Annotated in this window: 13 protein-coding genes; 10 read left to right on the top strand and 3 right to left on the bottom strand. The window is 70.1% G+C overall.

Annotated elements, in window-relative coordinates; genetic code table 11:
• Window positions 1–31: 31 nt before the first annotated feature.
• Window positions 32–919 carry an SDR family oxidoreductase gene (locus tag ACFWHU_RS27280; RefSeq protein ID WP_387227952.1) on the bottom strand — a complete coding sequence of 296 codons (888 nt, stop codon included), beginning with the start codon at window positions 917–919 and terminating at the stop codon, window positions 32–34.
• Window positions 920–1282: 363 nt separating this feature from the next.
• On the opposite strand from ACFWHU_RS27280, the gene ACFWHU_RS27275 reads away from it, so the two are divergent.
• From ACFWHU_RS27275 to ACFWHU_RS27250, 6 genes are all read left to right on the top strand, one after another.
• Entirely contained in the window at window positions 1283–1738 is a 456-nt protein-coding gene (locus tag ACFWHU_RS27275; RefSeq protein WP_387227950.1) for an SRPBCC family protein, read from the top strand.
• 79 nt (window positions 1739–1817) lie between these two features.
• Window positions 1818–3479: a phytoene desaturase family protein gene (locus ACFWHU_RS27270; protein WP_387227948.1), complete on the top strand. Its 1662-nt coding sequence runs from the start codon at window positions 1818–1820 to the stop codon at window positions 3477–3479.
• Between the two features lie 150 nt (window positions 3480–3629).
• A complete protein-coding gene (locus tag ACFWHU_RS27265; protein WP_387227946.1) occupies window positions 3630–4319 on the top strand; it encodes a HemK2/MTQ2 family protein methyltransferase in 690 nt (229 codons plus the stop codon).
• Window positions 4300–4572 carry a CDGSH iron-sulfur domain-containing protein gene (locus ACFWHU_RS27260; protein ID WP_387227944.1) on the top strand — a complete coding sequence of 91 codons (273 nt, stop codon included), beginning with the start codon at window positions 4300–4302 and terminating at the stop codon, window positions 4570–4572. The genes ACFWHU_RS27265 and ACFWHU_RS27260 overlap by 20 nt, the downstream gene beginning before the upstream one ends.
• Entirely contained in the window at window positions 4569–4721 is a 153-nt protein-coding gene (locus ACFWHU_RS27255) for a hypothetical protein (RefSeq protein ID WP_387227942.1), read from the top strand. Before ACFWHU_RS27260 ends, ACFWHU_RS27255 begins: the two co-directional genes overlap by 4 nt.
• A 214-nt stretch (window positions 4722–4935) precedes the next feature.
• A complete protein-coding gene (locus tag ACFWHU_RS27250; protein ID WP_387227940.1) occupies window positions 4936–5577 on the top strand; it encodes an iron-containing redox enzyme family protein in 642 nt (213 codons plus the stop codon).
• A 314-nt stretch (window positions 5578–5891) separates the two neighbouring features.
• On the opposite strand, the gene ACFWHU_RS27245 is transcribed toward ACFWHU_RS27250, so the two are convergent.
• Window positions 5892–6761: an SDR family oxidoreductase gene (locus ACFWHU_RS27245; protein ID WP_387227938.1), complete on the bottom strand. Its 870-nt coding sequence runs from the start codon at window positions 6759–6761 to the stop codon at window positions 5892–5894.
• A 257-nt stretch (window positions 6762–7018) separates the two neighbouring features.
• Here ACFWHU_RS27245 and ACFWHU_RS27240 point away from each other — a divergent pair, with 257 nt between their 5' ends.
• The 4 genes from ACFWHU_RS27240 to ACFWHU_RS27225 all read left to right on the top strand — a co-directional run bounded on the left by ACFWHU_RS27240 (window position 7019) and on the right by ACFWHU_RS27225 (window position 10473).
• Window positions 7019–8560: an FAD-dependent oxidoreductase gene (locus tag ACFWHU_RS27240; RefSeq protein ID WP_387227935.1), complete on the top strand. Its 1542-nt coding sequence runs from the start codon at window positions 7019–7021 to the stop codon at window positions 8558–8560.
• Window positions 8561–8603: 43 nt separating this feature from the next.
• Entirely contained in the window at window positions 8604–9140 is a 537-nt protein-coding gene (locus ACFWHU_RS27235) for a cysteine hydrolase family protein (protein ID WP_387227933.1), read from the top strand.
• A 686-nt stretch (window positions 9141–9826) separates the two neighbouring features.
• Window positions 9827–10168 carry a restriction endonuclease gene (locus tag ACFWHU_RS27230; protein WP_387227930.1) on the top strand — a complete coding sequence of 114 codons (342 nt, stop codon included), beginning with the start codon at window positions 9827–9829 and terminating at the stop codon, window positions 10166–10168.
• Complete coding sequence (locus tag ACFWHU_RS27225) at window positions 10168–10473, top strand: restriction endonuclease (protein ID WP_387227928.1); 306 nt, start codon at window positions 10168–10170, stop codon at window positions 10471–10473. Before ACFWHU_RS27230 ends, ACFWHU_RS27225 begins: the two co-directional genes overlap by 1 nt.
• A gap of 1304 nt (window positions 10474–11777) precedes the next feature.
• On the opposite strand, the gene ACFWHU_RS27220 is transcribed toward ACFWHU_RS27225, so the two are convergent.
• Entirely contained in the window at window positions 11778–12623 is an 846-nt protein-coding gene (locus tag ACFWHU_RS27220; RefSeq protein ID WP_387228205.1) for an SRPBCC family protein, read from the bottom strand.
• Window positions 12624–12647 lie beyond the last annotated feature (24 nt).

Here is a 12647-nt window from a genome sequence, read left to right as displayed (position 1 = left end):
GACGGCTCAGCCGTCTGAGGTTCGCAGAGCCTCAGGGGAGGGGTGTGCCTCCGGTGGCGTTGACGATTTCGGCGGTGATGTAGCTGGCCTGCGGGGAGGCGAGGAAGACGTAGGCGGGCGCCATTTCGGCGGGCTGGGCGGGCCGGCCGAGCGGTGACTGTTTACCGAATTCGGCCGTGTCGGGCATGGTGGCCGGGATCAGCGGCGTCCAGACCGGGCCAGGTGCCACGGCGTTGACCCGGATGCCGTCTTTCGCCACCATCTGCGCGAGTCCCTGGGTGAAGGTGACGATCGCGCCCTTGGTCATGGCGTAGTCCAGCAGGTGCGGACTGGGCTTGTACGCCTGCACCGAGGCGGAGTTGATGATGCTGCCGCCCTTCGGCATGGACGGCAGCGCCATCTTGCAGAGCCAGAACATGGCGTAGAGGTTGGTGCGGACGACCCGGTCGAACTGGTCCGTGGAGATGCTGCCGATGCCGTCGGGCTGGGACATCTGGTACGCGGCGTTGTTGACGAGGATGTCGATGCGCCCGAACTCCGCGACGGCCCGGTCGACGAGTTCCCGGCACTGCGCCTCCTCGCGGAGGTCGCCTGCGACGGCGACCGCCGTGCGTCCCGCGTCCTCGACCAGCCGTACCGTCTCCCGCGCGTCCTCCTCCTCCGCGTCCAGATGACTGAACACAACGTCCGCGCCCTCGCGCGCGTAGGCCAGCGCGACGGCCCGTCCGATGCCGGAATCGCCGCCCGTGATCAGGACCTTGCGGTCCATGAGAAGCCCGTGGCCCTCGTAGGACTCCTCGCCGTGGTCCGGCGGCGGGTCCATCGGCCCGCTCCAGCCCGGATGCGACTGTTCCTGCTGAGGAAACTCCGGCTGCGGATGCTTGCTCACCGGGTCCTTGGGCTGCTGCGTGTCGCTCATCGTGTCTCTCCTGTGGGTGAAAACGGGGGCACCGTTCTGTTCCCGGAAAGGCGCGGTCGTACCAGCTTCGTCCCGGCGGCGTCCCGCGAGTGGCCGGGGGCGGCATCGGCCGGGGGCGGATGTGGTTCAGGAGCCGCGCAGTCGCGTCGGCGGCGACGTGGTCGGCGCCCGCTTGAGCGGAGTCGGTGATTCCGACGCTTCCGGGCTGGTGCGGCGGCTTTCCCGCGCCTCGAATACCGGGCTCGGCAGCCGACCGAGCGGCGGCTCCGCCGAACCCCTGGGACAGTGGGAGACACGCGGTCGAGCGCGCCGGGTACCTGGCGGCCGGCCCACTCGGGGCCGTTGTCCAGGGCTGGAGGGCCGATGGCCGTACGACATCGATTGATCGAGCGGCCCGTGGCGGATGTGTGGGCGGTGCTCGCCGACGGTTCGCGCTACGGCGACTGGGTGGTCGGCACGTCCGACTCGCGCCCGGAGGAAGGGGCGTGGCCGGAGGTCGGCTCCAGCATCACGTACACGATCCGGCTGGGGCGCTGGTCGGCGTCGGGCAGCACTGTCGTGCGGCGGTGCGAGGAGCCCGGTGTGCTGGAGCTGGAGGCCGACAGCGGCCGGCTCGGCACGGCGCGGATCGCCGTGGAGGTCCGGCCCTGGGGCGAGAACGCCCTGGTGATCATTGACGAACACCCGCTGCGCGGGCCGGGCGGGCTGCTCCACAACACGGCCGTGGACGCGCTGATCCAGCTGCGTCACCGGAGCATGCTCGCCCGGCTGGCGGAAGTGGTCGAGAACGCCCCGTCGCACACGCGCGCGGCCGTCTGAAGCGACCGCACGGATGTGAGCTCGTGCGGGCGCCCGGCACGGCCGTGGAACGGCCCGGTGAGAACGCCAGGAGGCAGTGATGCCCGACGCAGTGGTCATCGGCGCGGGACCCAACGGTCTCGTCGCGGCGAATCTGCTCGCGGACGCCGGATGGAGCGTGGAGGTCCTGGAGGCGCAACCGGAACCGGGCGGGGCGGTCCGCAGCGACCGGGGCGTCCATCCCGACTATGTGAGCGACCTCTTCAGCGCCTTCTACCCGCTCGCCGCGGCCTCCCCGATCCTCGCGGACCTGGAGCTTCAGCAGGAGGGGCTCGACTGGAAGCACGCACCGCGAGTCCTGGCGCATCCGCTGCCCGACGGCCGGTGCGCGGTACTCGCACGCGGGGCGGCGGACACGGCCGCGAACCTGGACACGTTCGCGCCGGGCGACGGCGCCGCCTGGCTCGAACTCCACGCCACCTGGAACCGCCTGGGCCCCGACATCATCCGCGCCCTCTTCACCCCCTTCCCGCCGGTACGGGCCGGAGTCCGCCTCGCCGCCCGGCTCAGGAGCGCCGGCGGCCTGCGGCTGGTCCGGAGCCTGGTGCTTCCCGTCCGGCGGCTGGGGGAGGAGCAGTTCCGGGGCGAGGGCGGCCCACTGCTGCTCGCCGGCAACGCACTGCACGCGGACCTCGGCCCCGAGGCGGCCGGCAGCGGGGGCTACGGCTGGCTGATGTCGATGCTCGGGCAGACCTACGGCTTTCCGGTGCCCACCGGCGGGGCCGGCGCGCTCACCGGAGCCCTGGTGCGGCGCCTGGAGCGGCGAGGCGGGGCGGTCAGATGCGGGGAACGGGTGAGCGAGGTGGTCGTACGGGGCGGCCGGGCCGTCGGCGTACGCACCGCCGGAGGCGAGGGTGTCACGGCGTCCCGCGCCGTGCTCGCCGACGTGTCCGCGCCGGTCCTGTACGGCGAGCTGGTCGGCGCGGCGCATCTGCCCGCCCGGGTGCTCGCCGATCTGCGCCGGTTCCAGTGGGACTTCGCCACCTTCAAGGTCGACTGGGCGCTGGGCGGACCGGTGCCCTGGACGGCGCCGGAGGCCGCCACGGCGGGGACGGTCCATCTGGCCGACGGCGTCGACGGACTCACCCGCTTCGCCGCGCAGCTCTCCATGGGGCAGGTACCCGACCGGCCCTTCCTCCTCTTCGGACAGATGACCACGGCCGACGCCACACGCTCCCCGGCCGGCACCGAATCGGCGTGGGCCTACACGCACGTCCCGCACCGGACCAAGGGCGACGCGGGCGAGGGCGGCCTGACCGGGACGTGGGACCGACGGGAGCAGGAAGCGATGGCGGACCGGATCGAGAGCGAGGTGGAACGCTGGGCGCCGGGTTTCCGCTCCCGTATCAGGTCCCGGCGTCTCCTCTCGCCGCCCACCCTCCACTCGATGGACGCCAATCTGCACGGCGGCGCCATCAACGGCGGTACGGCGGCCATGCACCAGCAACTGGTCTTCCGCCCGACACCCGGGTCCGGACGGCCGGAGACCCCGGTCAAGGGGCTGTACCTGGCCTCCGCCTCCGCCCACCCCGGCGGCGGTGTGCACGGCGCACCGGGCGCCAACGCCGCCCGCGCCGCACTGCGCGGCCGGACCGACCGGCGTTTCTCACCGCCCGGCTTCCCATGGACCGTACGCGCCGGACAGAACGCCCCGGCGAGGCCGCGCCCCGCGAACCGGCCCGCCGCGGAGCCGGACGTGTGATCTGCGACTGATGAGAGCCGCGCCGTGAGAAGCGCGACTTCGTGGGCACTGGAGGAAGGTGACAGATGTGACGTATGCGCTCCGGGGTGTTTTTGCCCATCCGTCCGGAAGAGACGACCTGGCGGGACCGCGGAGGGACGAGGTGAGCCGATGCCCGGTCTGATCGGTACGTACGACAAGAGTGGCCGGTTGGTGATGCTGCCGCGCGGCGTCTACGGGCCCCAGGAGGACACCCTGCTGCTGCGTGACGCGCTGGAACGGGAGACGATCGGTACGGGGACGACGGTCCTGGACGTCGGTACGGGGTCGGGGTTTCTCGCTCTCGCCGCCGCGCGCCGGGGGGCGCGGGTGACGGCCGTGGACCGTACGCGCCGTTCCGTGCTCGCCACCCGCCTGAACGCGGCGCTCGCCGGGCTGCGGGTCGAAGCCGTCCGGGGTGACCTCCTCGCCCCCGCCGCCGGCAGGCGATTCGATCTCATCCTCAGCAATCCGCCCTATGTGCCCGCGCCGGACGCCGCCCTGCCCGCGCGGGGCCCGGCCAGGGCGTGGGACGCGGGGCACGACGGACGTCTGGTCCTCGACCGGCTGTGCGACGGGGCGGCGGGCCTGCTACGCCCCGGCGGGGCACTGCTCCTCGTTCACTCGGCGCTGTGCGGGGTGCCCGCGACCCTGGAGCGGCTGGAGCGCGCGGGTCTGCCGGCCGAGGTGACCGACCGCCGCCGCGTGCCCTTCGGCCCCGTACTGGCCTCGCGGCGCCAGTGGCTGCTGGACCGCGGCCTGATCACGCCCGGCGACGACAAGGAAGAGCTGGTGATCATCCGTGCCGAACGCGCCGAGTGACAGGCCCTGCCGTATCACCCCGACACGGGAGGGGCCGCTCCTGCTGGAAGGGCCCGTCGAAGTGACCTTGGACGACGGGAGCACGGCGCGTTCGGACCGGTTCACCGTGGCCCTGTGCACCTGCCGCCGCAGCCGGACCTACCCCTGGTGCGACACCAGCCACCGCCGCAGGGCCAGGGGCTCCACCGCGCCCCGGGGCGATTCGGACCACACGCGTGGTCCCAGTGACACGAATGAGGAGTCCCACGAGTGAAACCGGCGGAGCCGACCGACGTCCGGCTGACCGAGCCCCTCCTGCCCACGGGCCGCGGCGAACTCAGCGAGCGAACCCTCCGGGCGCTGCGGACCCACCCCGGCCCCGAGAGCGCCCTGCCGGTGGACGGCCGCGGTTCACGAGGCTGATCCCTACGGCGAGGACCTGCACCTGGCGCTCTACCTCTGCTACGAACTGCACTACCGCGGATTTCAGGGCGTCGACCCCGCCTGGGAGTGGCATCCGGCACTGCTCGGGCTGCGGGCGGGTCTGGAACGCCGCTTCCTGGACGCCCTGCGCGAGGACACCGAGGGCCGGCCGCACCGTGCCGACGAGGCGTTCGACGAGATTCTGGTCGAACCGGTGAACGGCACGGGACTCACCCACTACCTCCGCGACGAGGGTGAGCTGTGGCAGCTGCGCGAGTACGCCGCCCAGCGTTCGCTCTACCACCTCAAGGAGGCCGACCCGCACCTGTGGGTGGTCCCCCGGCTGCGGGGCAGGGCCATGGCGGGCATGGTCGCGGTGGAGTTCGACGAGTACGGCGGCGGCGACGCGCACCGCATGCACTCACGGCTCTTCGCCGACCTGATGACGGACCTCGGCCTGGACACGACGTACGGCCGCTACGTGGACGCCGCGACGGCCGAGACGCTGGCGAGCGTCAACCTGATGTCCATGTTCGGACTGCACCGGGCACTGCGCGGCGCCCTCGTCGGGCATTTCGCCGCCGTCGAGGTCACCTCCTCGCCCGCCTCCCGCCGACTGGCCCAGGCGATGCGGCGCGCTAACGCGGGAGACGCGGCCGTGCACTTCTACGCCGAGCACGTGGAGGCCGACGCCGTCCACGAACAGGTCGTCGGCGGACTGCTGGCGGACGAACCGGCGCTGGAGGCGGACATCGCCTTCGGCGTCGCGGCCACCGACCTGCTCGACGCCCTCGTGGGCGAGCGAACGCTCGCGGCCTGGCGCGACGGCCGGTCCAGCCTGCGCACACCGTTATGAGGCCGTACGTTTACCCAGGCGCGTACGGGTACTCGGGCGGCATGGACGACCTGAATCCCGCAGCGGCGGAGCTTCACGCCGGTAGCCACACGTCATGAGGAGGTCGTGTCGGCCTGCCCCCTTCGAGGCCCCGAGTTGACGGCGGGCGTACGGGACGGGCGGCGCTCCCCGGGGCGCCGCGCGCGGATCGCTGGACAGCGTGGCCGACACCAGCAACACACCGACCTCCAAAGGCATCGTCGTCCGCCTGGAACCACGGGGATGACACCCGACCGAGCCACTCGCGTACGGGGAGCCCGGGCGGCCCACCGCCCTCACGAGGCGCGGCGCGCTTCCGCCGCACGGCCCCCGGCCCCGAGCAGGCCCGTCGCCGAGAACTCCGAGCGCGTCAGTTCCCGGCGCGCGAACCTGGAGACGAGGGTCGGCAGGGCGGCCCGTACGGCCTGCACTCCCCGGAGCCAGCCCGGCACGTAGACCGTGGACGCCCGACGCTCGACCGCGTCCACCAGACGTACCGCCACGTGTTCCACAGGGTAGACCTTCCGGGCGGGCGCGGGCATGTGTGCGCGGAGTTCGCGGAGCACGGCGTGCTGGTCGGCGTCACGGATCATGTCGGTGTCGGTCCAGTTCAGATAGGCGGTGCCCACCCCGACACCCCGAGTGGCGAGTTCCGGACGCAGGGAGTGGGAGAAGGACTCCACGCCGGCCTTCGACGCGCAGTAGGCGCTCATCATCGGCGCCGCGCCGATGGACGCCAGCGAGGCGACCTGGAGGTGGTAACCGCGGGTGTCGAGCAGATGCGGCAGGAACACGTGCGCGGTGATCGCGCTGCCCACGAGGTTCACCTCGATGACATGCCGCCAGCTCGCGAGGTCGGTGTCCAGGAACGGACCGCCCTCGGCCACTCCCGCGTTGGCGACGACGACCGAAGCGGGGCCCAGACGCTCGCGTACCTCGCCGGCGACGCGGGCCATCGTCCCGTCGTCGGCGACGTCCGCGTACCAGTGCTCCGACTCCGTAGGAAGCTCATGGGCCAACCGGGCGAGCAACTCCTCCTCCAGGCCGACCAGCGCCACGCGGGCGCCCCGGGCGGCCAGCTCTCTGGCGACTGCCTCTCCCACCCCGCGCGCGGCACCGGTCACCACAGCCGTACGGCCGCGCAGAACGTGCTTCCGATCGGTCACGAGGACTCCTTCGGACGGGACGGCGACGCCGGGAAACCCCGTGCGCCGGGGCGCTCCCGCCCATGGTGGCAGGCGGCGCCACGTGCCGCGTCCGGGCGGTCGCGTTCCCGCGGGGCAATCCGCCGGCGCCACGCCCCGGCATCCCGGAGCAGCGCGAGGCCGCGACCTACGGTGTGTCGGTACCCGGGGGCCGGGTACCTGGATGGCCCGTCGCGGACGCCTCGCGACCGATCGGAAGCACGTTCTGAAAGGCTGACATGACCGATTCACAGCCCCTGCCCGGACAGGCCGAATCCTTCTGGATGGCGACCGCCGGTGCCACCGATCACCCGGCGCTGGACGAGAACGTCACCGTTGACGTGGTCGTGGTGGGTGGCGGCATCGCGGGGCTGAGCACGGCGTGGGAGCTGGCCGGCACCGGCAGGACGGTCGCCGTGCTGGAGGCCGACCGGATCGCGGCCGGGGTCAGCGGATACACCACCGCGAAGGTCTCCGCGCTGCACACCTTGGTCTACGACCGGCTGCGCCGGACACGTGACCAGGACGCCGCACGGCTGTACGCGCGCTCGCAGCAGGGCGCGGTGGAACGGGTGGCCGAGATCGTCGCCACGCTCGGTATCTCCTGCGACCTGGAGCGCGCGCCCGCCTACACCTACGCCACCGAACCCGCCGCCGTTCCCGAACTGCGGGCAGAGGCCGAAGCGGCCGCGGCGGCCGGGCTCGCGGCGGCGTACGTGGACCATACCGATCTGCCGTACGAGGTGAGCGGCGCCGTCCGGGTGGAAGCGCAGGCGCAGTTCCACCCCCGTAAGTATCTGCTCGCCCTTGCCGCCGACCTCCGGGCCAAGGGCGGTCTGATCTTCGAGCGCTCGCGCGCCACCGGCCTCTCGGAAGGCACCCCCTGCCGGGTCACGGTCGAGTCCGGCCACACCGTCACGGCGCGCGACGTGGTGATCGCCACCCATTTCCCCGTCTTCGACAGGGCCCTGACCTTCGCGCGGCTCTCCCCGCGCAGGGAACTGGTGGTCGCCGCCCCGATCGCCGCCGGAATCGCGCCGACCGGCATGTACATCACGCGGGAGGACGGCAAGCGGTCGGTGCGCACGGCACCGCTCGACGACGACCACCGCCTGCTCATCGTCACCGGCGAGAGCTTCACGCCCGGCACGGGCGACCCCCGCGAGGGGTTCCGGCGGCTGGACGCCTGGATGCGCGCCAGGTTCCCCGTCGGTGCCACCGCCTACCGCTGGGCCGCCCAGGACAACGACTCCACCGACACCGTCCCCCTCGTCGGCCCCTTCCACGCCGGCTCCCGCCACACGTACGTGGCCACCGGGTTCGGCGGCTGGGGGATGAGCGGCGGCGTCATGGCCGGTCGGCTTCTGACCGACCTCGTCCGGGGCGAGGAGCCGCCGTGGGCCGCCCTGTACGACCCGCGCCGGCTGGCGAGCACCATTCGCGAAGCGCCCGCCCTGCTCAAGCAACAGGCCGATGTCGCCAGGCACTTCGTCGGCGACCGGCTGCGCACCACGCACGTGGACTCGGTCGCGCAGGTCCCGCCGGGCACCGGAGCGGTGGTACGTGTCAACGGACAGCGCTGCGCCGTCTACCGGGACGCGGACGGCGTGGCCCGCGCCGTATCCGCCCGCTGCACCCATCTCGGATGTCTGGTGATTTTCAACGACGCCGAGACCGCCTGGGAGTGCCCCTGCCACGGCTCACGTTTCGGTGTGGACGGCTCGGTCCTCCAAGGGCCCGCCGCCCACCCGCTGGAGAAACGGGACGTCACGGGCGGCTGACCACGGCGGGCAGGTCATGGGAGGCGCAGCCATCATGGAACCCATGGAGCATTCCGCGCTGATCGTCATCGACATGATCAATACGTACGATCACGCCGATGCGCATCTGCTCGTACCGTCCGCGAGGGAAGCGGTGCCCCGAATCGCGCGGCTGATCGGCGAAGCGCGAAGCCATGAGGTGCCCGTCATCTACGTCAACGACAACTTCGGCGAGTGGCGCTCGCACCACGGCGAAATCCTCGAAACGGCCCTGGCCGGACCCCACGGCGATCTGGTCGAACCCGTCCGGCCGACGGACGACTCCCTTTTCGTCATCAAGGCGCGGCACTCGATCTTCTACGAGACCCCACTGTCCTACCTGCTCTCCCAACTGAGCGCCGACCACGTGGTTCTCTGCGGTCAGGTCACCGAACAGTGCGTGCTCTACTCCGCTCTGGACGCGCACATCCGCCACCTGAGCGTAACGGTGCCCAAGGACGCCGTGGCCCACATTCACCCCGACCTGGCCGACGCCGCGCTCCAGATGATGGAACGGAACATGGGCGTCGCCGTCCGCAGCGCCGCCACGATCGATTTCTGATTCCACCGTGCGGACCTTGCACGCGGTGGACGGGCCACGGGCCGGAGAGGAGGCCGGGATATGGGTGAGGAGGCGGGAGATGTGCATCTGTGAGTAGCCCCGGTTCCGTGGCGACCTGAACCTGGGTCACCTCTTGGCCAAAGGGCATCCCTGGAATGTGCGCTCCCGCTCGTCGAGCCGGTTCAGCAGCGGGCATCAGATGCGAGGCTTTTCCGAACGCCTCCAGGAGCACGATCTACAGGGCCAGACTCCACATCGCAGGCATCTTCCTGTGGTCAGCCCGATCATCCAAACGGAGCGCCTAGGGGGCGGCGGAGGCGTGGATCGTCTGGCCGTGCGTTCAGCCGAGATCATGATCGTCCGGCCCGATTCGCAGACCGTTCGGGTCCGTCTGTATGAGAGGCAGGAAGTCGCGGAAGGTTTACGGTGGCGTTATCTCATCGGTGTGCCTGCCTGGGTGACGACACGGGAGAGCGTCGAGGCGGCCGAGTACTCGGTGTGGGTGACCGCCGACCAGCTGCGGCCAGGCTTCAGGTGCCGCTCTTGAGAGCTTGTTGTGCTTTCCTGACGAGGATCCGTCACTTCGGTTCACACCAGGGAGCCACGAATCCCCACTCAACACGGTCGTTGCATGCCGAGACCACCTCACACCCCTGAAGAGGCGACGAGAAGCTCTTGTCTCAGACGTGTCGAAGCAAATCGACCGACTGGCCGACCTCAACAGCCGCAGGCTGGAATTCCGACAGAGCGGGAAGAGTTACACGCCGGAACAAATGCTGCGTTTTGGCTCCACAAATTTCGAGATCCTCACCTCCTGGCTGGCGAATCGGGACGGCATGATGGTCCGCCGAGACCGGGGCGAGCCCGGGGACTTGGGCGCGGACGGGATATTCCGCACACCGGACAACCGCACCGTCGTAGTCCAGTGCAAACAGACAAAGACCCTGCCAGGACGCGCAATCGGCAGCGAGCCCGTACAACGGTTCAACGGCACAGCCGTCAGGAAAACAACGCCGACATCGCTGTGATGATCACCAATGCGACGTTCTCCAAACCGGCCCGCGCCTTCGCCAGCAAGCACGAAATCCACCTCATTGACGCCGAGCGGCTGCAGAAATGGGCCACCTGGGGAGACTCATTCTACGAAGTCATCGACATCCCGGACCCGTTCCTACAAGCCCTACGGCAAGCTCACCGAGTGCCCTGTCGTGACACTGCCCTGAGGCCGCTCTGCACCGTCGGCCGCGCAGTTGGCGTCCATGCTGGCCGCACGCCCCGACGCGGCGGCACCGATTGGGTGAAGCCCCCGCGGTACTTTCCCGGACCGGCCTGAGGATGGCGATTCCGGCTGTTCGGGAGCCGCAAGCTGTATTCCTGCGTGGAGGAAGGCTCTTTCCTTCGCTGACTTCAGCAGCCTGTTCGCGCCGCCGGCCGGTGGCACCTCGTGATTCCGAGTGGACGAGAGACCAGTCATGGAGCGCGTGCCGGAGAAGTCCGTTCAGCCGCGACGTAGCGAAGACGTTCGGACCACAAGGGCGAGGGTGGACACCTCTCTGGATCGGACTGCTCGCCCTTCCGCCGGTCGCCCAGCTCGTGGCGGCGGCGTGGTTCGGGCGTCTGGTCCTACGCACGGTTCGGCGTCGCCGGTCAACAGTGGTTCGGGCTGTTCAGCGGTGTGCTGGTCCTTGCTCTCCTCTAGGCGTTCATCGCTATGGTGCTGCCCAGGGCGGGAATGCGAGTCCCGCGAGGAGTCCCGTTCCTGGTGGCGTCGATGGTGACGGTCCTGTTCCTGCTCGGATCCCCCAACACATACAAGACGTTCTACTGGCCGGCCGCGTCCGTCTCTCACACGCTGCCCCCCGTGCTCGCCTGTGCCGCGGTCATCCCGTACTGCGTGCCACATCGCAGCGGGGCAGAGTCCCCGCACAGCTCACTGTCTTCGTCGCGGGACTGATCCTGGGCACGCTCTCGGAGGAGACCAGCGTCGTCGCGGTGGTCGTACTGGCGAGCACGCTGCTCATCAGTGGCCGCCTCTTCCCCGAAGCTCGAACCCAAAATGGCCGTACGGGCAGGGAAGTGGGGCCACCAAGACGCCCGTCTACGCGGCGGAGCCGCCGCAGGTGCCCGGGTCCTTCCGTACGAACGCATGCCCCTCAGCAAAATGACCGAGCCCTTCGGCGCCGGCGGACGCATCGCCTGGCCGGCCGTCTGCGTCGCCGACTACTACGGGTTGGACAGCGTCACCCGAGCTGCCAAGCGACCCTGAGAACGGGAAAACCCCGCCTGCATCGCCAATTGCTCGGCGCGGCCGACCTCGTCCCGGTTCGAAGACAATCACTCGCTTGTTCTTGATCTTCCGGCCAGGCTCGACCACCCATGCAGGGTTCCGCAGACGCGGGGGTGACCTTGGCCTGGCGATCCCTCGTGCTGATCAAGCGCGGGCTTCACCACCACCCCAAGACTCCGGTGTAAGAGTCCGTTCTCATTCGACTTGCTTACCCCGGGCGGGTTGTGGCCTGTCAACAAGCATGCGTCCTGCTCGATCTCTCAGACGCATCCCGCGAGCATCCCGGCCGTCACGACGTGGCAGGGATACGAGGAAGCAGGTGCCAGGCTCAGGTACCGGACGGATGTCCTTCACTTCTCTTCTTCGTTCTCCTCGTCGGGCTCCTCCTCGTCCTCCTCGTCCTCTTCCTCCGGTTCGTCGTCCTCGAGCCCTTCCTCGTGGCTCCGGACGACTTCGCCCTCGCGGATCTCGCCGCGCCAGCCTTCGACTTCCTCGTCGTCGGTGAGTGTGGCGTACCGCTGGAAGTGCTTGAGGTCCAGGCGCAGTCGGCGTCCCTGGGCACGCCAGACGTTGCCGGTCTTCTCGAAGAATCCGGACGGGGTGTATTCGACGACCGCGACGATGCGGGTCAGGCTCGGGGCCAGTTCGTGGAAGGTGATGGCGCCGTGCGTCGTTCCTTTGGCGCCTTCGGATGTCCAGACGATGCGGTCGTCGGGGACCTGTTCCTGCACCGTGGCCTTCCAACTGCGGTTGGAGAAGGCGACCTTGAGCTTCCAGTCGCTCTCGATCTCATCCGACTGGGACACGTCGGTGACGCCCTTGGCGAAGGCGTTGAACTCCTCTATCTCGGTCCAGCGGTCGTAGACCAGGCGCAACGGTTTACCGACGTCGATGGCTTCAATGATGTTGGTGACCTTGGGGCTGCCGGATTTCCCGCCCCCGCCGCCGAAGGCGTTCTTGACCGAATCCACGGCCTTGTCCTTCATCGAGCCGGCCTTCTCGCCCACGAGGGCCTTGACCGGGTTCTCGCCGCCGAGCACCCGCTTCCCGACGTCCAGGAGGCCCTTGGACCCGTCTCCGTCGGTACCGCCCCCGAGGCCCTGTGCGAGGTCGGTGAGTCTGCCTCCGGCGGAATCCAGCAGCTTCTGGCCCCGGGCCCCGACGTAGGCGGACAGTTGCTCCTTGACCTGCTCCAGGCCGGATGTACTCGTGTCCGTGGG

The sequence above is a fragment of the Streptomyces sp. NPDC060366 genome, assembly GCF_042725135.1.
GTDB lineage: Bacteria > Actinomycetota > Actinomycetes > Streptomycetales > Streptomycetaceae > Streptomyces.
This window is presented reverse-complemented; position numbering and strand designations above follow the sequence as displayed.